Below are 23373 nucleotides of genomic sequence, written 5' to 3' on the forward strand. Positions count from 1 at the left end.
ATTAAAAATATAAAAGAGATTTATCGATTTAAATAAAGACGGCCTTGTTTCGGCGGTTTATTCTCTTTATTGAAATGAAGCACATAAAAATAAACTCCATTGGGCGCTATTCCACCTGCTATTCCACTCTTTTCATAATTTTTTCCATCCCAAGCTGGTTTATTTTTATCTCCTTTATACATTCCGACTCCATATCTATTATAAATTTCGAGAGTATAATTAGGATATAAAAATTCAATATCCTTAATCACAAACGAATCATTTGTACCATCTCCGTTTGGAGAAAAACCATCGGGCACAAAAAAGTCATTCGATACATCATCGCAAGATGTTAGTGTTACAGTGACTTCAATATATTCTGAAGAAAAACAATCTGTATCTGGGAAATTGAATCCGTAATATCTGCCTTGTTCTGTCAAAGGAGTCGTTGAAGCTAATAAGTTTCCGCTGTTTGGAGCATCATACCAAACTACTGTTGAAGATACATTGGTATTATTAGATAAATCTGCAATAGTAGGATTTTTTAATCCACAGAAATTTTGCCCATCCGAATTTAAAACTGGAGCTGGTGTATCAGTTATTGTAACAGTAACCATGGATGCTTGAGAGACACAGCCGGTTGCAGAAGTTTCCTTTACATAATAATTACCCGATTGTAAAAGTAAAGTAGATGCTAATGGTGTTGTTGCCGTTGGAGAATTATACCATTTATATTGCGCTCCTCTCGGTTCCAAAATAGCGATTGCTGCCTCATCCACTTTACAGAATTGCTGATCGGTCACATTTGGCGCAACTGGAAGTGGATACAGAACAAAATCATCTGCTATATTAGTCAAATTAACATCGCAGGTTGTGACAGTATTAGTTATATTTAGTAAGTTAATCTTAGTGCTGCCAAAATTCTGAAGCAAAGCTGCTGGAATGACAAAATCTAACCTTCCGTTTGTTACTGCTTGTGTAATAGTTTGGACAGCAGAAACATTACTATCTGATAACTGATATGAAATCTTAGCATTTGTTAAATTTCCTAATCCTGAAATAGCAACAGAAACGGGATCATTTAAACAATAATTATTAACCGCAACACTAACAGTTGTAGCATTTGGAAGTGGAAGTATGTTTAAATTTCCAACTAAATTAGATGTATTTGCACATTGTGGTGCTGGACTAGTAATGTTTACGATATTCAAAATTGTAATAACCGATAATCCACTTTTTGTATTTAAATTTCCAGGAACCTCAAAAGTTGCCTTTCCTCCTACTGCTTTTATAATTGCAGTTTGCCCTGTTGCTATATTATCACCATTTACATTGTACGTTATGCGATAGTCTCCATCAAGTAATTGAAGCGCATCTATTTGCATTAATCCCGCTTTGTTCTGACAAGTCGGAGTTGAAGTAAGTGTAGCTCCATTTAAACGCGGTAATGGGTAAATCGTCAAAACTGTCGAAAATGGACTAAAAATATCTGTACACGTATTATAGCTAGAAGTTGCTACAATTTTTGTCGCATTTATAGTAAATTTTCCAACTTGGCGAAAATAAGAAGAATTGATTGGAAAAATAAATTCTCCATTTATAAAATACCCTAATATCTTTTCAGATCCAGAACTTGGTCCAGTAATCGTATATGATAATTCATACTGCCCAATAGGTATGCTATCAGGACCTTGAGTAATTTTACCGTAGTAGGATGCCGTAGAAATACTAGATTCGCAAATATCACTAAAAACCTCAATTTTTGCACCTGTAAAATCAAGTCTTTTTTCTAGTACAATTGAAACATCAGAATATTTATTACTACATATAAAATTATCAGGTACTGCCAAAACATTATATCGGAAGTTATATGTCCCGGGTCCAGAAGTGTCAAACAATTCTTGAAGATTAACATTGTGATCTGTTCTAGAGGTAATCCCTGGACCAGTCCATGTTCCTCCACTATCTTCTCCTGTAAGTCGATCATTCAAATCTAAATTGGTGTATGCTGTTAATCCATTACTTCCGCACAACTGTAAATTTTCTGGACTTCCAGGTTTAGGAGCTCTTAAAACAGTTACTAAGACTGTTGTCGATTTTGATGCAGGCGAGCATTCTAATACGGGTGGCACTGTATATGTAAATTGAAGTGTCGTTTTTTTATCAATATCACCAATATATATAGAAGGTTCAACATATTCTCCCAAGCTATTTCTCCACTGCCCATTTGAATGCGGCCCCATTGAATTACTATCAAATGCCGTAAAAAGGTTAAAATAATTACTATCGTTACAAACAGTTGCTTGTGATCCTACTCCTGGAAATGCACCAATTGTAATAGTTACCACCGCTTTATTATTGGTACAACCTGAACTATCAGGAGCTGTATAGGTATAATGATAAGTACCTCCCTTAGTAATAATTTGAGGACGCAAAATTCCTGTAGCAGGATCTAGACCTTTTAAATTGTTATCATCAGACCATGTACCTCCGGGAACTGGAGAGCCTCCTAATAATGAAAATAAAGACAATGACTCATTAACTGGATTCTCAATATCACAAATTATTTTTTGTCCATCTGTACCTGCACATTGAGCATTAATTTTTGAAGAATAAAAGTTTAAAAAAATAAAAATTATTATAAACCTTAATAAATTAATGTAGTTTTTTGTCATAGATTAAATTTTTGTTAAACATAATAAAATATCTAAATATTAAACACGATTTTAACAAACATTTTTTCACAAAAATAAATTTAAAGCAAAATAGTATACTACAGATCTATTTTACATGAGATTACAGTTCGTCCTCAAGCTTAAATCTAAATTTTAAGACCACACTATTTCTTTCCACTTCCATATTAACCCAAATATCTTCTTCTGATTTTAAGAGATTATTTATTTGCTGCAAGCTGTATCTGTAGGGCTGAATTTTATTAATGCTAACAATAATATCTCCTTTACGTAATCCGCATTTTTCGGCAGCAGAATTTTTACGGACATTCACGATTTCATAAACCGGCTTTAGAGCAAATTTGTATTTAAAATTATTGTTATTCTTATCTCCTTGAAACTCCTCAAGTGTATTGGCCACTCTAACAGTCTCCATATGCACGGTTTCTTGAACCCATTGAAGTCCATTATGCTGAATGGAGATTCCACTTTTATTATATGTAAAAGGTTCTCCAAATTTGGTATTCTTTTTCAAATAAAGTTTTTTCTCTTTATAGTCTAAAACTACTGTAAATCTTTTTAATATTTCGCCACCTATCGAACCAATACGCCCCGGAACCATCTTTACATTGCGAATAGATAGTGAATCTGGAAAAGAAACGATAGGCTTTTTAAAATCAAAATCATCCATAGAAAACTGGTCTATTTTGGCACGATGTCCTTCAATATCACCACTAAATCCCTTTCCTAAAAAATCAGGGAAATTTTTATCCGGAAGCTTGATTTTACTGTTTTCAAAAATCCAAAAAGCATCACTGTTTCCTAGGTCAATTAAAAGCTTTGCATCTATTTTTTCATTATTTACCGTGGCTATGGTCACAATATATGGTTTTGATCTTTCAATAGTTATCGGAATCAATTTAAATTTTTTATCGAGCTTTTCTTGAAATTTAGTGTTTTTAGAATGAACAACAATTCTCTTTTTTTGATAATTAATTTCAACCAAATTATTCTTGAAAAATTTATGTCCGATAATCCCATTAACAGGAATTCCGATATGCGAAGAAAGATTGAAACTTTGGTCCAAAATAATATAAACCATATGGTCGTTTGACTTTAAACCATGAGTTTCTAAAATATTTTTAGTCGATTTAAGTCCTTCGATTTCTTCTTCACTTCCTAATCCGCGAAGTTTGATTTTTTCAACATTATTAAAGCTTACTTCTTGTTTCTCTTCCATGCTGAACAAAATAGTTTCTTCGACACCAGAATCAAGCAAAAAATTCAGCTCCACTCCATTTACTTTTATGGGAATAAAAATAAGATTATTTATTAATTTGAAAGGGATTGTAACCTTAGTCGCATTGTTCTCCATTAAAAAATCGCCTTGTCCAAAAAGCGTAAAAGGTAAGAATACCCCAAAAAACAATACTATATATTTTTTCATTGACAATATTTTATTATAAAATTAGTAAATATATTTATTATTGTTACATTTTTGCAAGTACCCATATTGTTTACGTTAAATTCGAAAAAAAAATGCAAATTTGCACTTCAATAATTTATACTCATGCCAACAATTTCACACAAAGGCAGAAACATGCCTGAATCTCCGATACGCAAGCTGGCTCCTTTTGCAGATTTAGCAAAGAAAAAAGGACACAAAGTGTATCATCTAAACATTGGTCAACCGGATATCAAGACTCCCGAAGTGGCCATCGAGGCGGTAAAAAATATTGATTTAACTCTTATAGAATACAGTCCGTCTGCCGGATATGAAAGCTATAGAAAAAAATTAGCTCATTTTTACCAGCGCCAAAATGTAAACGTTAACTCAGAAGACATCATTGTTACTACAGGTGGTTCTGAAGCCTTACTATTTGCGCTGGCCACAATTACAGATCCGGGAGATGAAATCATTATCCCAGAACCTTTTTATGCTAATTATCATGCATTTGCATCTTCAACAAGCGCAACTGTAGTACCACTTGTTTCTACAATTGAAACTGCTTTTGCTTTGCCTAGCATTGAAGAAGTAGAAAAGTTGATTACACCAAAAACTAAAGCCATTCTGATTTGCAATCCTGGAAATCCGACTGGATATTTATATTCTGAAGCAGAAATTAAACAATTAGCGAGTTTAATTAAAAAACACGATTTATACTTAATTGCCGACGAAGTATATCGTGAATTTCTGTATGACGGAAATGATGTACATTTTTCTGTAATGAATTTAGAAGATGTACAGCAAAATGTAATCATGGTCGATTCAGTTTCGAAACGTTACAGTATGTGCGGTGCGAGAATTGGCTGTTTAGTAACTAAAAACAAAGAAGTTTTAGCAACAGTTATGAAATTTGCTCAGGCTCGTTTGAGTCCGCCAACAATTGAGCAGATTGCTTGCGAAGCCGCGATAGACACACCTCAAAGTTATTTTGATGAAGTAATTTCAGAATACAAAGAACGTCGTGATACTTTGATCGCAGAATTAAATAAAATTGATGGAGTAATTGTAACAAAACCAAAAGGTGCTTTTTATTGCATTGCAGAATTGCCAATAGAAAACTCTGACGATTTTGCACAATGGCTTTTAGAAAGCTTTGATTTAAATGGCGAAACAGTGATGATTGCTCCTGCCAAAGGTTTCTATTCGACTCCTGGAATGGGATTAAATCAGGTTCGTATTGCTTATGTTTTAAATAAATCAGATTTAATTACAGCTGTTAATATCTTAAAAGAAGCATTATTGGCTTATAACAACAGATAATCAATTGATTAAATACAATTTTAAAAAGACAATAACCATTTCGTTATTGTCTTTTTTGTTTTGAAATAACAAAATATAAATCTCGAAATTAAATTATCTTCAAAAACGTGCAATTAAATCCTAAAAACCATAGAAAAGGTTTCCTATTTATTAATTATCTTTACCGCCTTAAAAAGGAATACATATACTAATAGTAGTTTTTAATGATAAACAACGAAGAATTTTTAGACGAAATAGGAGATAATCATTTCAGCAGTAACGCTCAAAACCCTTTAAGACCGGATGCTTTTGACATAACTGATGAAGAAAAAATAGAAAAAATTAAAAAAGATGTTGAAAGCATTCTACAAACTCTTGGAATGGATTTGACAGATGACAGCATTAAAGGAACTCCAAATCGAGTTGCAAAGATGTTTGTAAAAGAGATTTTTGGTGGTCTTAACCCAGCAAAACAGCCAAAAGCTTCTACCTTTGATAATAATTACAAATATGGCGAAATGCTTGTGGAGAAAAACATCACGGTTTATTCTACTTGCGAGCACCATTTATTGCCAATTATCGGACGTGCTCACGTAGCCTATATCTCAAGCGGACGCGTTATCGGTTTATCAAAAATGAACAGAATTGTAGAATATTACGCAAAAAGACCTCAGGTTCAAGAGCGCTTAACTATGCAGATTGTTCAGGAACTTCAAAAAGCTTTAGGCACAGAAGATGTTGCTTGTGTTATCGATGCAAAACATCTTTGTGTAAATTCACGCGGAATTAAAGATATCGAAAGCAGTACAGTAACTTCTGAATTTGGTGGAAAATTCAAAGATCCTCAAACGAAAAGAGAATTCTTAGATTACATCAAGTTAGAAACACAATTTTAATAGTCGCTTAATTAGCTAATTTTATAATTAGATTAATTATTAAAGTATTAAAAAAAATAAACGATTAAATAGTAAAAAACAATATGCCTTTATACACATCGCAACCATTAAAAATATACAATTCACTTTCGGGTGAAAAAGAAGATTTCAAACCAATCCATGAAGGAAATGTTGGAATGTATGTTTGTGGTCCAACGGTTTATAGCAATGTGCATTTAGGAAATGTGAGAACTTTTATGTCTTTTGACGTAATTTTCAGATATTTTCTTCATCTTGATTATAAAGTTCGTTACGTTCGAAATATTACTGATGTTGGACATATTGTAGATGATGTAGATGAAGGTGAAGATAAAATTGCCAAAAAAGCACGTTTAGAACAGCTAGAGCCTATGGAGGTCGTACAGCGCTATACGGTAGATTTTCATGATATTTTAAAATCTTTCAACTTCTTACCGCCAAGTATTGAACCAACTGCAACTGGGCATATTATCGAACAAATTGAGATCATCAAAAAAATTATGGCAACTGGAATTGGCTATGAAGCCAACGGTTCTGTATATTTTGATGTTGTAAAATATAACGAAACCAACAATTACGGTATCTTAAGCGGCAGAAATATCGAAGATATGCTAGCCAATACGCGTGATCTTGATGGGCAATCAGACAAAAGAAATCCACAGGATTTTGCACTTTGGAAAAAAGCCGAACCAGAACATATTATGAGATGGCCATCACCGTGGAGCGATGGTTTTCCTGGATGGCATCTTGAATGTACTGCAATGAGTACCAAATATCTTGGTAATCATTTTGATATTCACGGAGGTGGAATGGATTTAAAATTCCCGCACCATGAATGTGAAATCGCTCAAAATGAAGCCTGCACAGGACAATCTCCAGTGAACTATTGGATGCACGCCAATATGCTGACTTTAAACGGAAAGAAAATGGCAAAATCGACTGGAAATAATATTTTACCAGGCGAAATTCTAAGTGGAGATAACAATATCTTAAGCAAACCATTCTCAGCTTCTGTAACTCGTTTCTTTATGCTTCAAGCGCACTACAGAAGTATTCTAGACTTTTCTGATGACGCAATTGTTGCAGCTGAAAAAGGATACAGAAGATTAATGGAAGCTGTTGAAGCATTACCAAACATTGTTGCTGGAAAAACAAGTTCAATTGATTTCGGCGCATGGAAACAGCTTTGCTACGACGCAATGAATGATGATTTTAACACCCCTATTTTAATTGCTCAATTGTTTGAAGCTGTTCGCTTTATTAATTTATTAAAAGACGGAAAAGAAACGATCTCAACTGAAGATTTAGAAAGTTTTAAAACAGCAGTAAATGCTTTTGTTTTTGATGTGTTAGGTCTTAGTGATGAGAAAAACGCAGATGGTGATAACGACAAATTAGAAGGTGTTGTAAATATGCTTATCGGAATGAGAAATCAGGCGAGAGCAGACAAAAATTTTGCATTGTCCGATCAAATCCGCGATCAATTGATTGCCTTGGGAATACAATTAAAAGACGGAAAAGAAGGAACTTCGTTTAGTATACAGTAAGAACTATTTCAATTTTGGTTGTAACAAAGTTCTTTTAAAAACAACTAATTAAAGAGTTCGTAGCAAGAAAATAATTATTGATAAAGATGCTTTCCAAAATCTTAATATATCCATTTGTACTATTGGTTCGCTTTTACCAAACTGCGATTTCCCCGTTTACTCCGGCAACTTGCAGATTTGAACCAACTTGTTCCAGTTATATGATTCAGGCATTACAAATTCATGGTTTATTTTATGGTGGCTTTTTAGGAATAAAACGGATTCTAAGCTGCCATCCTTGGGGAAGAACTGGTTATGATCCTGTACCAGAAAAAAAATGCAATCATAAACATTAACTTTATACAAATAAGTACTTTACATTAAATATTTACTTTTACATAAATACAAAAACATACTACATGACACATGCCCTACATTTAATCTGGAATCCTTCTGAAGGAATCGATCTAGGTTTTTTTATGATTCGCTATTACAGCTTAATGTTTGTAATTGCCTTTGGATTAGGATGGTTTATAATGAAAAAAATCTTTGAAAGAGAAAATGAATCACTTGAAAAACTAGACTCATTATTTGTTTGGACAGTACTTGCTACTTTAATCGGAGCACGTTTAGGACATGTTTTCTTTTATGACTGGGATTATTTTAAAGACCATTTATTAGAAATTATTCTGCCTGTTAAATTTGAACCAGAATTTCATTTTACTGGATTTCAAGGTCTAGCTAGTCATGGTGCAGCAATCGCAATTATTGTGGCAATGTATTATTACAGCAAAAAAATCTTAAAACGTCCTATGTTATGGATATTAGATCGCGTTGTAATTCCGGTGGCAAGTGGAGCCATCTTTGTGCGTATTGGTAATTTTATGAATTCGGAAATTGTTGGTAACGAAACTACATCTTCTTTCGGAATTCGTTTTTTACACGATAAATTTGACAAATATCAAATTGTGGGCAAAACAGGAATTACCGATCCTAAAGAAGCTTATAATGCAGTTGTAACAGATCCAAAATTTGCTAATTTATTAGCAGAAGTACCTGTAAAACATCCAACTCAATTATACGAGGCTTTTTGCTACATTTTTGTATTCGCAATCTTGTTTTTCCTGTATTGGAAAACAAATGCAAGACTTAAAACAGGACTATTATTTGGTTTATTTTTAGTTCTTTTATTTGTTGTTCGTTTTATTGTAGAATTTGTTAAATCAAAACAAGGAGGACTAGAAGACACTTTAGGATATTTCTCTACTGGACAATGGTTAAGTATTCCTTTTATCATAATTGGTCTTTTCTTTATCATTAGAGCACAGAGAAATCCGCTTGCAGAATCTTAAAAAACCATTCCGAATATAAAAAGCCCAATATCTAAGATATTGGGCTTTTCTTTTTACAGTTGATACGAAATACCAAATTCAATATTTTTTGTATTATAACCCGCGTTTGTACTTCCTAAGCCAGCATTAGAAACATGCCTCAAACTTGGACGAACATCAAATCGAAATTGATTATAATCAGCAGTAAAACCCACAGCTAAAACATCTGCAAAAGCAAAACCACTAGACATGCGTTCTGTTTCTGTATCAGTTATCATTGGGCCAACGCTACCAAGAAAATAGATCGAATATGATTTCGCAAATGGTTTTCTAATTATAAAACCAATATTCAATACATATTCTCTTACTTCTTTCAACTTCATATATTCAATTCTTTTTTGCTCAAAGTTAGGAGTTTCTGGTTTTACGAAATATAAATTCAATAATTGATGCTTTCCAAAATTAATTTCTGGCTGCAATAAAATTTCATATTCAAAATTCCGAGATTCTTTAAAACCATAATAAACTTGCGCTTTATAAAAATGATTAGCAAAAGTATAATTCTTATTATTGAACTCACTTCCAAAGCCATAACTGAGTCCTATTCTAAAATTACTATTCTGCGCATTTAACTGCATTATGGAAAACAAAAAAGTAATAACGAAAAATATCCTTTTAATCATAATTAGCATTTATAACTTAAACACAAACATAAAAAAAAGATCCAGTTTTCACTGGATCTTTCTATTATTAAAACAAAGTTTTAAATTATGCTTTGTTGTGTTTGTCTTCGATTGTATGTTTCTCATCATTCGAAATCGTATCTACCAATACTGGAGTTGCGATAAATAATGAAGAGTAAGTACCAACAATAATACCGATTAACATTGCAAAGATAAATCCTCTGATTGATTCTCCACCAAAAATAAACATTGTTAATAATACAATGATCATCATTAATGAAGTATTCAATGTTCTTGATAATGTAGTATTAATAGAAGCGTTTACGATATCTTCAAAACTTCCTTTACGGTTTCCAATGATAAACTCTCTCACCCTGTCAAATACAATTACTGTATCGTTCATAGAGTAACCAATTACCGTTAAAATCGCAGCGATAAAGTGCTGATCCATTTCCATGTGGAAAGGCATGAATTTATAACATAATGAATAAATTCCTAATACAAATACAACGTCATGCGCAACAGCTGCAATTGCACCTAATGAATACTGCCATTTACGGAAAGATATCATTAAGTATAAGAAAATAACTGCCATCGCACCAAGAACTGCCCAGTATGAGTTAGTTTTAATATCTTCCGAAATAGAAGCTCCAACTTTAGAAGCCTGTAACACCCCTACCGTTTTACCGTTGTAAGAGTTTATGAATTTATCATAAGTTGTATTTGGGAAATACTTCTGCAAAGCAGCATATAACTTTTGATTTACTTCTTCATCTATAGCTACACCATCTTCTTTAATTTTGTATTTAGTAGTGATTTTCAATTGATCATCATCTCCTAAAATTTTAGCTTCAACTGGAGTACCGAAAGCAGCAGATAATTCATCTGAAACTGCGGTAGCATCTACAGCTTTTTCAAATTTAACTTGGAAAGTTCTACCTCCAACAAAATCAACACCTTCATCTAATCCGTTAACGAAGAAGATAGAAACTAAACTTACTACTGTTACAATAGAAGAGAAGATATAAGTGAATTTTTTAACTTTAATAAAATCAAAGTGGAAGTTTGTAAACCAGTTTTTAGTAATGTTTGTTGAGAAAGTCAAATCTGCTTTTCCAGCAATATTTCTATCAATAAAAATTCTAGCAATAAAAATTGAAGTAAACAATGAAGTTACGATACCAATTAATAATGTTAAAGCGAAACCTTTAATTGGTCCTGTTCCAAAAATAAACAAGATAGCTCCAGTTAAAACGTGAGTAACGTTAGCATCAATAATAGAACGCATTGCACCATGCCATCCGTAAGAAGCTGCAACTGCCTCAGAAAGTGATTTTCCTTCACGTAATTCTTCTTTTGCTCTTTCGTAAATAATAATGTTAGCATCTACCGCAGTACCCAATGTTAATACGATACCTGCAATACCTGGTAATGTCAGTACAAAACCAAAACTTGCCATAATTCCGAATAAGAATAGTAAGTTTAATAATAAAGCAAGGTTAGCATACCAACCAGCTTTACCATAATAGAATACCATCCAAACACAAACTAATAAGAATCCTAATACAGAAGAAATTGTACCTGCATCAATAGCCGCTTGTCCTAAAGATGGACCAACAACAGTTGACTGAATAATATCTGCAGAAGCTGGTAATTTACCCGCATTTAATACGTTAGCTAAATCTTTTGTTTCAGCAACATCAAAAGAACCTGTAATTTCAGATCTTCCTCCAGCAATAGGACCACTTGTTACACCTGGAGCAGAATACACGATATCATCTAAAACAATAGCAATATAACTTTTTTGAGCAAAAGCTCTACCTGTAAGTTCTTCCCAAACTTTAGCACCTTGACTGTTCATTTGCATAGAAACAGCAGGTTTACCCATTTGGTCAAAAGTATCTTTTGCATCAGTAACAACACCACCGCTCATCGCTGGGTTATTATCTCTATTTCCTTTTAAAGCATATAATTCAACAACTTCAAGATCTTTTGCCGTTGCTAAATCTTTTGCTTTCTGATCTTTAATTGTAGTTGGTTTACTCCAAACAAATTTAGCATAATGCTGGTCAGCAGCTAATAAAACTCTAATTTCTGGTCTTTTTAAATAACCATTAATAGCAGCAGTATCTTTTGTAGCAAAGTAACCTAAAACTGGTCCACCACCTTGACCAACGATTTTATCAAATAAAGGATTATTTCCTTTCTTAACATCAGCAGAATCTTTAGTGTCTGTCAATAAAGCATTCAATGAATCTTTAGCAACAGTTTTTGTTTCTACTTTAGAAACTTCAGTTTTCTTTAAAGCTTCGTTAGCAGCAACTAAGAAATTTCCAATTTCTTCCATTTTATAGGTTTCCCAGAACTCTAATTGAGCTTTTCCACCTAATAATTTTTTAATTCTATCCACATCCTTAGCACCTGGAAGCTCAACTAAGATTCTTCCTGTTTCTCCTAATTTTTGGATGTTTGGTTGCGTAACACCAAATTTGTCAATACGTTCTCTTAATACTTTAAAAGCACTTTCTACAGACTCATCAACTTTTCTTTTGATAACTTTTTGAACCTGAGCATCAGACATTTGAAAGTCTACTCCACCCTCTCCTTGAAGACTTCTGTTAGCAAAAATATCTGGCGAAGCCAATTTTACAGAACCTTTAGAATTTGCTTCGAAAGCTTCAAAAAACTTATTTAAATATGTTTTGTTTCCTTCTAAATTTGCAGATGCATCAGCTAATGATTTATTAAAAACTGGATTTTTAGAATTATTAGCCAAACCTTTCAATACGTCTTTAATAGAAATTTGAAGAATAACGTTGATTCCTCCTTCTAAGTCAAGACCTTTATTAAGCTGCTTGTTTTTCACTTCATTGTAAGTGAAATCAGTAAAACCAAGATTTAATACTTTTTCTTTACCAATAGAATCTAAATATTTCAGCTCTTTATCAGGATTGTCCCCTGCAAAAGCTTTAGCTTCACTTTTGACACCATTTGCCACAAAAGTGAATGATAGTTGGTAAATACTTACCAATGCAAATAGAATTGCGAAAAATTTAATAAGTCCTTTATTCTGCATTATTACTAAAAATTAATTATGTTTTATTTTTGTTTTTGTTTTAAAGTCCCATAAAATAAGCCCTGACATGATTTTTTAAAACAAAAATACGAGATCACGAATTACCAATTTTTTTTTAAACCGAGCAAATATATAATTAACGAAAATATTAACCAATTTATTTATTGATTAATCTCAAAAAAAAAGCTGCAAAAGTGCAGCCTTTTCTATTTTTTGCCGTTTTTATTATACTAAAATCGTTTTTAGAGCATCATTCATGCTACGAACTGCATCTGCACTTTTCGCAAATAATGCTTTTTCTTGATCGTTTAATTTAATGTCTAAAATTTCTTCTACGCCATTCTTACCTATTATGCAAGGCACACCGATACAGATATCATTTTGACCATATTCTCCTTCTACAAAGACAGAACATGCAATCATTTTCTTTTGATCATTCAAAATACTATCTACTAAATAGGCTACAGAAGCTCCTGGCGCATACCAAGCTGAAGTACCCAGCAAGCCTGTAAGCGTTGCTCCTCCCACCATAGTATCTGCTGCAACTTTTTGCAATACTTCTTCAGAAAGGAATTGAGAAACTGGAATTCCGTTGTAAGATGCCAGACGTGTCAAAGGAATCATAGTCGTATCACCATGCCCTCCAATTACCATTGCCGAAATATCATTTGCAGGCTTATCTAAAGCTAGTGAAAGATAGGTTCTAAAACGAGAACTATCTAAAGCGCCCCCCATACCTATAATTCTATTTTTTGGCAAACCAGTCGCTTTTAAAGCTAAATAAGTCATAGTATCCATTGGGTTAGAAACTACAACTATTATTGTATCAGGAGAGTATTTCAGTACATTTTCAGCAACTCCTTTTACAATTCCTGCGTTTATACCTATTAACTCTTCTCTTGTCATTCCTGGTTTTCTTGGAATACCCGATGTTATTACTACAACATCACTTCCAGCAGTTTTAGAATAATCATTGGTAACGCCAGATACTTTAGTATTAAAACCTGTGTTTGTAGCACATTGTGCAATATCCAACGCTTTACCTTCGGCAAAACCTTCTTTAATATCCAACAATACTACTTCGCTTGCAATTCCTCTATAAGAAATAACATCTGCACATGTAGCTCCAACATTTCCTGCTCCTACAATGGTAACTTTCATATTTTTCACTTTATCGGTTATTAATTTATTGTCTACTCCTTAAAAAGACAATTCGCTTAATTGTCTAGTAAATTTAAACAATTAAACGAATTGAAATTATTAATTTTTCATTTTATGCGTCGATATTTGCATAAACTGCATTTTTCTCGATAAACTCTCTACGAGGCGGTACTTCATCACCCATTAACATAGAAAAAACCTGGTCAGCCTCTGCCAAACTATCAATATTAACCTGGCGTAGTGTTCTGAAATTCGGATCCATTGTAGTTTCCCATAATTGCTCCGCGTTCATCTCTCCAAGACCTTTATAACGCTGTATAGCGGCACTTCCTCCCATTCTTTCGTTAGCCTGATCACGCTGAACATCATTCCAAGCATATTCTTTCTTTTGTCCTTTTTTAACCAAGTACAATGGCGGTGCTGCAATGTATACGTGACCTTCTTCAATTAACTCTTTCATGAAACGGAAGAAAAACGTTAATATTAAAGTAGAAATGTGACTACCATCGACATCGGCATCACACATGATTATTACTTTATGATATCTTAGTTTTTCAAGATTTAATGCTTTACTATCTTCTGCAGTTCCAACTGTAACGCCTAAAGCAGTAAAAATATTACGGATCTCTTCGTTTTCGAATACTTTGTGATGCATCGCTTTCTCCACATTCAAGATTTTACCACGTAATGGTAAAATCGCTTGAAAATTACGATCACGTCCTTGTTTTGCTGTTCCACCAGCCGAATCTCCCTCGACAAGGTAAACCTCACATCTTGCTGGATCTTGCTCTGAACAGTCAGATAATTTTCCTGGTAATCCGCCACCGCCCATTACGGTTTTACGCTGAACCATTTCACGTGCTTTTTTTGCTGCGTGACGTGCCTGAGCTGCTAAGATTACTTTCTGGATAATTAATTTTGCGTCATTTGGATTTTCTTCCAAATAATTCTCTAACATTTCCCCAACTGCCTGAGAAACCGGAGAAACAACTTCTCTGTTTCCAAGCTTTGTTTTTGTCTGACCTTCAAATTGAGGCTCAGATACTTTTACGGAAATAATAGCCGTTAATCCTTCACGGAAATCATCCCCAGCAATTTCGAATTTTAATTTATCTAACAACCCTGAAGCATCAGCATATTTTTTAAGTGTTCTTGTCAAACCACTTCTAAAACCTTGTAAATGCGTTCCTCCTTCGTGAGTATTAATATTATTTACGTAAGAAAAAATATTCTCCGTATAACTTGTATTATAAATTAAGGCAACTTCAACTGGAATTTCACCTTTATCATTATCCATACTGATAACATGAGAAACAATTGGCTCACGATTACCATCTAAATAACGAATGTACTCTTTAAGACCTTCATCAGAATGAAATACTTCACTTTTAAATTCGCCTTTTTCATCCACTTCTCTCTTGTCTGTAAACGTGATTGTAATTCCTTTATTCAAGAAAGAAAGTTCACGCATACGAGCTGAAAGCGTATCGTATGAAAACTCGGTAGTTTGAGTAAAAATAGTATCATCAGGGTAAAAAGTCTGACGAGTACCTCTCTTATCTGTTTCTCCGATTTGTTTAACCGGATATAATGATTTTCCTCTTTCGTATTCTTGTTCGTAGATTTTTCCTTCTCTAAAAACAGTAGACTTCATGTGAACTGAAAGTGCATTTACTACAGAAACCCCAACCCCGTGAAGTCCTCCAGAAACTTTATAAGAATCTTTATCAAATTTACCTCCAGCACCAATTTTAGTCATTACAACTTCAAGTGCAGAAACTCCTTCTTTTTTATGTAAATCAACTGGAATACCACGACCGTTATCTTCAACTGTAATAGAACCATCTTCGTTTATTGCAACACCAATTGTATCACAATGTCCTCCCATCGCCTCATCAATAGAGTTATCAACAACCTCGTAAACCAGATGGTGGAGTCCTCGAACCCCTACATCACCAATATACATAGACGGACGCATTCTTACGTGCTCCATCCCTTCTAATGCCTGAATACTATCTGCTGAATAATTGTTCTTCTTGATTTCTTCGCTCATATAATTTATTCTAAAAAATGTAATTATTGTCTAACAGGCAAATATATAAAAACGCAAGCTATATATCCAGTAAAATAGTAGTTAAAGCACTTAAGTTATCAACACAATTGTTTGAAAAACCTAAAAATATGCTTAAAAGAATAATTAAATTTGAATTTTCTTAAATTGCTAATTCTTAAATTGAAATTCCAATTTTTAAAATTCAAAATTCCAAGGTTAAAAGCAGAGAATAAAAAAACCGAAATAACATTATAAAATGCATTTCGGTTTTTAAATTTTTCATTCCTTTAAATTGAAATTTGGTATTTCAAAAATTGGAATTTGGAGTTTTTATTTTGAATTTTTCTAAGCTTTATTGTTTTTTATTAAAATCTCCTGCATAGATTGAAGTCATCTTTTCTAAACTCAAGTATTTTCTAATAACAGCATTAATATCTTCTAATTTAAGCGCTTTTACTTTGGTTTCTAAATCATCATAATCTTCTAGCGGAATTCCATATTGCAAATAAGTATTCACCAATCCGATTAAAGTATTATCGTTTCCTAATCTTGTTTTTCTACCGTTCTGCCAGCTTCCTAAATTTGATTTCAATTCTTCGGCTGTAAAACCATCTTTTAGTGCTTTAGAAATTTCCTCTTTAGCTGCTGTTTCAACCGCGCTCTTTTTAGTTGGATTTAAAAGGGCAAAATATTGCCAGTATGCTACATCATTGGTAATCGGAACATTTAGGGATGCTCCCGCTCCATAACTTATTCCTTCTTTTTCGCGTAATCTCATCGGAATTCTAGCACTCAAAAACCCTCCACTTCCTAATATTTCATTAGCCATTATAAAAGCTGGATAATCTGGGCTATTTCTATCCATTTTAAAACTTACTCTTCCAAGCGCAACAGCGTTTTCTTTGTCTGGCGTTAAATAATCTTTATCTAATTTTTTAGTTTCAAAAAAGAGTGGTTTCGCAATTTCATATTTTGATTTTGAATTCCATTTTCCAAAAGTATTTTCTAAGATTTTTGCTGTTTCTTTAGAATCTAAATCCCCAACAATACTTCCAACGCCATTATTTCCGCCTAAAATATTTTTGTAAAAATCAATTAACTCAGATTGTTTTATCTTTTTAAACGCATCAATTTGTTCTTGAGTCGTAGAAGTGTAAAAAATACTTTCTTTTGGATAAGAATTTGTTTGTCTTATAATCTCAGTAAAAGCAACTGCCTGCGGATCATTTAACCTTGATTCTAAATAAGTACTGTACTCACTGATTGTTTTAGTTAACTCATTTTGAGGGAAAGTCGAATTAACCAATACATCTCCTAAAATCTCCATTACTTCTTTAAAGCTTTCTTTGTAAGTTGATATATAAACAGACAATGTTTGTTGATTAAAACTGAAATAAACGCTCGATTTTAACTGATCTAAACGATCCTGAATCTGCTCTTTGCTTCTTGTTTTTGTTCCTGTTTTAAGCAGTTCTGCCATAATACTTCCAACATTCGATTTTCCGGCAAGATCTTTTTCATTACTCACAGGAAAATTAAAAGTAGCCTGAACTTTACCTCCTTTTATCTCTTTTTTAATTACGCCATATTTAAGACCATTTGTCAGCTTTCCTTCTGTCAAATTTTGTTTTAAATTTTTAATTGAAGCTTCAAAATTTGCAACCTCTTTTTCTAAAGCTTTTCCTTTGTAATCTTTTGTAAGCGCAACAATTTGTTCATCTGTATATTCTATAGGTTTTATTCTTTGTTCATCTTTTGAAGGAATGAATATTCCCACTGTTCTATTATTACTTCTGAAATACTTTTCTGCAACACGCTGAATATCTTCTTTTGTTAATTTTTCAACTGCATCTCGATACAAATAACCTAATCTATAATCGCCAGCACCAATAATTTCAGTCAGATTAATAGCATAAGAAATGGTATTATTTTTAATCGATTCTATTTCTTTGATGATTTTTGCTTTTGCTCTGGCTACATCCTGATCTGTATATTTTACTGTTGTAATTTTATCTAATTCTGCTCGTACAACATCTTGAGTTGCTTTAATATCTTTATCGTTAGCTACAGAAAATCCGAAATACATATAACTTGCATCTCTTACAGTTGGCTGCCAAAAATATAAGCTAGAGACTTTCTGAGTTTCTACCAATGCTTTGTACAAATACCCCGACGGATCTGCAGTCAAAACTTCTCCTAATGCATCAAGAGCAGCGTAATCTTTATCTGCATAAGAAACCGTATGGTACAACGCTCCCATGTTTTTGCTGTCTCCTGCTCTTTTTAATTCTACAAATTTTTCACCATCTTGTGAAGGTTCAATTGTATACGTTTTATCTAAAACTCTTTTAGGTCTTGGAACAACTCCAAAATACTGACCAATATATTGTAATGCTTTTTGTTCATCAAACTTACCTGCTACAACCAAAGTTGCATTGTCTGGCTGATAATATTTTTCATAAAAAACTCTAAGCGTATTTGCTTTTACACGCTCGATATCTTCTTTACTACCAATCGTGCTATTTCCGTAATTATGCCACAAGTAAGCAGTAGAAACGATTCTCTCTTGTAAAACTCTATCGGGTCTATTTTCGCCAATTTCAAATTCGTTTCTTACTACAGAAAACTCTTTATCCAAATCGGTTTGCAGAATAGTAGCATTTATCATTCTGTCTGCTTCCATTTCAATACTCCATTTCAGATTTTCATCACTCGACGGAAAAACTTCATAATAATTTGTTCGGTCAAGCCATGTGGTTCCGTTGGCATTTCCTCCTTTGTCTGAAAGCATTTTTTTGATGTCGCCCAAATTTTTAGTGCTTTTAAAAAGCATGTGTTCTAATAAATGCGCCATTCCTTTTTCGCCATAGCCTTCATTTCTAGAACCAACATTATAAACAATATTGACCACCATATTACTTTGAGAAGCATCAGGAATCAAAAGAACTTTTAATCCATTATTTAAAGAATATTCTTTAACGCCCTCAACATTTGTAATAAATTTTGGCACTTCTGATTTTTGTGCGTAAACTGAGCTCACAGAAATTAATGAGCAGCATAAAATTCCACTTAGTAATAGTTTTCTCATAGATTTTGTTTGTATCATTTAGAATTTAAAAACATTCCTTTGTGATCAAATATAGTATTTTTCTTAAACCTAAAATCCTTGTTAACTTACTTTTAATACTTTACGGAAAGACGTAAAACAATCACCTTGAATTTTACAAATAGTACAAAAAAGAAAAACCGAAACTATACATTACATATCGTTTCGGTTTTTCTTTTATAACTTATTTTTTTTAAACTGTAATTCCAGATTTTACGTTTTCAAAATTTCCATTTAAATGCGCTGCATTTGCTCTTCCACTTGGGTCTAGGTTTTCCTGCCATTTTGGAATCCACTTACGAACAGTTTGTGCCGCGCTGACTTGCGGATAATATTTATGAAAAATTGATCGGTATAAATAAGCCTCTTTAGTTGTAGGTGAATTATACGGAAATTCTACATTTGCTCCAGCTAATTGCTCATCTGTAACTTGTGAACCACAATATTCAATTAATTCGTCTACCCAATTGTACCCAACTCCATCTGAAAACTGTTCTTTTTGACGCCATAAAATTTCTGAAGGCAAATATTGATTTTCAGGAACATCAAAAGCTTTTCTCAAAATATATTTTTCGATTCCATCGTAAGTCTTCGGTTGTTTTTCTTCCGTTTTAATTCGAATAGTAGTATCTAAAAAAGTAGTATCCAAAAATGGAAATCTAACTTCTAAACCATGTGCCATTGTTGTTTTATCGGCGCGAAGTAAATCTGCCGTAAACAACTTTTGAACTCTCTCAATTGTTTCATCCTGAAATTCTTCTTCTGAAGGCGCATTTCTAAAATACAGATGACCTCCAAAAACTTCATCCGCTCCTTCTCCCGACAGCACTACCTTTATTCCTTGGTTAGCAATTTCTTTAGAAAGCAAATACATCGGAACTCCAGATCTTACAGAAATAATATCATACGTTTCAATATGATAAATCACTTTTTCTAAAATCTTAACTCCTTCTTCAACAGAAAAATGAACTTCATGATGTTCCGTCCCTAAAAATTGGGCTGCTTTTCTGGCCGCAACATTATCTGGTGAATCTGCATTTAATCCGATAGAAAATGAATGCAGTTTTTCTCCTTTTTCTTTTAATAATCTTGAAGTGACAGCAGAAATCAAAGAAGTATCCAAACCTCCTGACAACACAACTCCCAAAGGCACTTCTGCTAATAAGCGCTTACGAGTTGACTCCTCTAAGCTTTCACGTATAAGTCCTAAATCTAACGCTTGAGTTGCTTTTTTATGATCCTCATATTCTGGATGATAATATTTTACAAAACCCGTTTTGGCTGTATAATAATGTCCTGGAGGAAAAGTCGAAAATGATTTACATTGATCTGCAATAGATTTCATTTCTGATGAAAAATAAATTCTTCCTCTTTCATCTAAACCATAATACAAAGGTTTTACTCCAATCGGATCACGACCTGCAATATATTTATCTCCATCAATGACAACGAATGCAAAATCACCATCTAATTTATTACAGAAATCATATCCAAATTCCTCATAAAGATGCACAATTACCTCAGAATCTGACGCAGTTCTAAAAGTATGATGTTGTAAAACCGTTTCTTTAAGTTCCTGATAATTATAGATTTCACCATCGTGAATCATCCAAGCCTTATTAGTTCCTTGAATTGGCTGTTTGCCAGAATTAAGATCAATAATAGATAAGCTTTCATGACAAAGCACACTTCCGTTTTCCATAATATGAATATCACTTTCGTCTGGGCCGCGATGCGACATTCTTTCAGAAAGTTCTTTTACGAGTTGTGGGGCTTTTCCTTTACCAATTACGGCCAATAATCCAGACATAATCTTTTATTTTATAATTCTATATTCAGTGCAGTTCACTTAAATTGAACATTAAAAAATCATTAAAATTTTTCATTCAAAGCAAAACTAAATATTAATTTTTGCTTTCGGTCATTAAAATCATTAAAATATTTAGCATTTAACGATAATAATGCGGGGTTTCAAATATATTAAAAGAAAGTTAAATAAATGCAATCCTTGATTTACAATCGTTTGAAAACTAAAGAAATTAACAGTCTAAGACAAGAAAAACGCTCCCTGTAAAGAGAACGTTTTTTCAAAAATATAATATATACTAATTCTAAAAATTAAACTTATTTAGGCTTTAACATAAGCATCATCGTGCACACTTGCAACCGCTCTTCCTGATGGATCGTTCATGTTTTTGAAAGCTTCATCCCACTCCAAAGCGATTTTTGTACTACAAGCCACACTTGCTTCCTGAGGCACGCATAACGCTGCTGCATCACTTGGAAAATGTTCTGTAAAAATAGAACGATAGTAATATTCTTCTTTTGAAGTTGGTGTTTGCAATGGAAATTTAAATCTTGCATTTTCCAATTGTTCATCCGAAACTTCTCTAGCTACCACTTCTTTCAAAGTATCAATCCAGCTGTACCCAACTCCATCAGAAAATTGCTCTTTTTGTCTCCATGCAACACTTTCTGGAAGCATATCTTCAAAAGCTTTACGAACAACCCATTTTTCCATTGGGTGTTCTTTGTTGATCATTTTATCTTGTGGATTGATGCGCATGGCAACATCCATAAATTCTTTGTCTAAGAAAGGAACACGACCTTCAATTCCCCATGCTGCTAAACTTTTGTTAGCACGCAAACAGTCATACATATGAAGTTTACCTAATTTACGAACGTTTTCTTCGTGAAATTCTCTTGCGTTTGGTGCCTTGTGGAAATATAAATATCCTCCAAATAACTCATCTGCACCTTCACCTGAAAGAACCATTTTGATTCCCATTGATTTGATAACTCTCGCCATTAACCACATTGGAGTTGAAGCTCTTACTGTAGTTACATCATAAGTTTCAAGGTTGTAAATTACATCGCGAACAGCATCTAAACCTTCTTGGATTGTAAATTTAATTTCATGGTGAATCGTTCCGATATGATCTGCTACTTTTCTAGCTGCTGCTAAATCTGGCGAACCTTCTAATCCAACTGAGAAAGAGTGCAATTGCGGATACCAAGCATCTGTTGTATCATCAGACTCAATTCTTTTTTGAGCAAATTTTTTAGCTACAGCCGAAGTAATAGAAGAATCTAAACCTCCTGAAAGTAAAACTCCGTAAGGAACATCACTCATTAATTGTCTGTGAACTGCTGCTTCCAAAGCTTTTTTGATCTCAGGAATGCTAGTTTCGTTATCTTTAACTGCATCGTACTCTGTCCAGTCTCTTTTGTACCATTGTACAAATTCACCATCTTTACTTGATAAGTAATGTCCTGGAGGAAATAATTCGATTTTTGTGCAGTATCCTTCTAAAGCTTTTAATTCTGAAGCTACATAGAAAGTTCCGTGTTGATCCCAACCAATGTATAATGGAATAATTCCCATGTGGTCACGAGCTACAAAATACTCATCTTTATCAACATCATAAATCGCAAATCCGAAGATTCCGTTTAATTCATCAACAAAGCTTACTCCTTTTTCTCTGTATAAAGCTAAAATAACTTCGCAGTCACTTTCTGTTTGAAAGTTATATTTTCCCTCAAATTGTTTACGCAATTCTCTGTGATTGTAAATTTCACCGTTTGCAGCCAAAACCAATTTTTTATCTTCTGTAAATAAAGGTTGTTTTCCTGAAGCTGGATCCACAATTGCCAAACGCTCATGAGAAAGAATTGCTTTATCATTGCTATAAATTCCGCTCCAGTCTGGTCCACGGTGACGAATGATTTTAGACATTTCTAATACTTGAGGTCTTAACGCTTCGGCTTTTTGTTTAAGATCAAAGGCACATACAATTCCACACATAATATTCTATATTTTTATTTTTAAATTTTAATTTGATAAGGCAAAGATGAAGTATTAGTTACAATTGAAAAACACAAACCTCAATATCAATTACAAATATCAATCAAAAAATTCAATTTACATATAAAATGTAAAATTTAGAAGTAAAAATTAGCTCGAAACTTGAAAATTTTAATTTGGAACTAAAAAAAGGTTTAAAATTGAAAGTTTGATGTAATTCTTTGAATAAAATTTTGAGTTATTTTAGTATCAATGAAAAATTCGTAAAGAACAGATTGAAAGTTGTTCACGAATTATTGTTTATACAATATACTTGTATCT

At 33.1% G+C, this 23373-nt stretch carries 14 protein-coding genes; 5 read left to right on the plus strand and 9 right to left on the minus strand.

What is annotated here, in order from left to right:
- Window positions 1–20: 20 nt before the first annotated feature.
- Together LL966_RS09235 and LL966_RS09240 are read right to left on the minus strand one after the other, a co-directional pair.
- A complete protein-coding gene (locus LL966_RS09235) occupies window positions 21–2654 on the minus strand; it encodes a gliding motility-associated C-terminal domain-containing protein (protein ID WP_229352613.1) in 2634 nt (877 codons plus the stop codon).
- Window positions 2655–2775: 121 nt separating this feature from the next.
- Window positions 2776–4098 carry a PDZ domain-containing protein gene (locus LL966_RS09240; protein ID WP_229352615.1) on the minus strand — a complete coding sequence of 441 codons (1323 nt, stop codon included), beginning with the start codon at window positions 4096–4098 and terminating at the stop codon, window positions 2776–2778.
- A gap of 123 nt (window positions 4099–4221) precedes the next feature.
- Between LL966_RS09240 and LL966_RS09245 the strand changes: the two genes are divergently transcribed.
- The 5 genes from LL966_RS09245 to lgt all read left to right on the plus strand — a co-directional run bounded on the left by LL966_RS09245 (window position 4222) and on the right by lgt (window position 9189).
- On the plus strand, window positions 4222–5418 hold the full coding sequence (locus tag LL966_RS09245; protein ID WP_229352617.1) for a pyridoxal phosphate-dependent aminotransferase: 1197 nt from the start codon (window positions 4222–4224) through the stop codon (window positions 5416–5418).
- A 203-nt stretch (window positions 5419–5621) separates the two neighbouring features.
- A complete protein-coding gene (gene folE / locus LL966_RS09250) occupies window positions 5622–6293 on the plus strand; it encodes a GTP cyclohydrolase I FolE (RefSeq protein ID WP_229352618.1) in 672 nt (223 codons plus the stop codon).
- A gap of 83 nt (window positions 6294–6376) precedes the next feature.
- Window positions 6377–7858, plus strand: a complete 1482-nt coding sequence (gene cysS, locus LL966_RS09255) for a cysteine--tRNA ligase (protein WP_229352620.1) — start codon at window positions 6377–6379, stop codon at window positions 7856–7858.
- Window positions 7859–7944: 86 nt separating this feature from the next.
- Window positions 7945–8193 carry a membrane protein insertion efficiency factor YidD gene (gene yidD / locus LL966_RS09260; RefSeq protein WP_229352622.1) on the plus strand — a complete coding sequence of 83 codons (249 nt, stop codon included), beginning with the start codon at window positions 7945–7947 and terminating at the stop codon, window positions 8191–8193.
- A gap of 63 nt (window positions 8194–8256) precedes the next feature.
- Window positions 8257–9189: a prolipoprotein diacylglyceryl transferase gene (gene lgt, locus LL966_RS09265; RefSeq protein WP_229352624.1), complete on the plus strand. Its 933-nt coding sequence runs from the start codon at window positions 8257–8259 to the stop codon at window positions 9187–9189.
- 53 nt (window positions 9190–9242) lie between these two features.
- Here the strand turns inward: lgt and LL966_RS09270 are convergent, their stop codons facing one another.
- From LL966_RS09270 to asnB (LL966_RS09300), 7 genes are all read right to left on the minus strand, one after another.
- Window positions 9243–9851: an acyloxyacyl hydrolase gene (locus LL966_RS09270; protein ID WP_229352625.1), complete on the minus strand. Its 609-nt coding sequence runs from the start codon at window positions 9849–9851 to the stop codon at window positions 9243–9245.
- 85 nt (window positions 9852–9936) lie between these two features.
- The gene (secDF, locus tag LL966_RS09275; RefSeq protein WP_229352626.1) at window positions 9937–12927 is read right to left on the minus strand and encodes a protein translocase subunit SecDF; all 2991 of its coding nucleotides are present in this window, start codon (window positions 12925–12927) and stop codon (window positions 9937–9939) included.
- Between the two features lie 225 nt (window positions 12928–13152).
- On the minus strand, window positions 13153–14088 hold the full coding sequence (gene mdh / locus LL966_RS09280) for a malate dehydrogenase (protein WP_229352627.1): 936 nt from the start codon (window positions 14086–14088) through the stop codon (window positions 13153–13155).
- 112 nt (window positions 14089–14200) lie between these two features.
- Window positions 14201–16141: a DNA topoisomerase (ATP-hydrolyzing) subunit B gene (gene gyrB, locus LL966_RS09285; RefSeq protein WP_229352629.1), complete on the minus strand. Its 1941-nt coding sequence runs from the start codon at window positions 16139–16141 to the stop codon at window positions 14201–14203.
- 352 nt (window positions 16142–16493) lie between these two features.
- Window positions 16494–19229, minus strand: coding sequence for a M16 family metallopeptidase (locus tag LL966_RS09290; RefSeq protein ID WP_229352631.1), 2736 nt, complete (start codon window positions 19227–19229; stop codon window positions 16494–16496).
- A 211-nt stretch (window positions 19230–19440) separates the two neighbouring features.
- A complete protein-coding gene (asnB, locus tag LL966_RS09295; protein WP_229352633.1) occupies window positions 19441–21057 on the minus strand; it encodes an asparagine synthase B in 1617 nt (538 codons plus the stop codon).
- A 318-nt stretch (window positions 21058–21375) separates the two neighbouring features.
- Window positions 21376–23052, minus strand: coding sequence for an asparagine synthase B (gene asnB / locus LL966_RS09300; RefSeq protein ID WP_229352635.1), 1677 nt, complete (start codon window positions 23050–23052; stop codon window positions 21376–21378).
- Window positions 23053–23373 lie beyond the last annotated feature (321 nt).

Source organism: Flavobacterium chungbukense, from assembly GCF_020805785.1.
GTDB lineage: Bacteria > Bacteroidota > Bacteroidia > Flavobacteriales > Flavobacteriaceae > Flavobacterium > Flavobacterium chungbukense.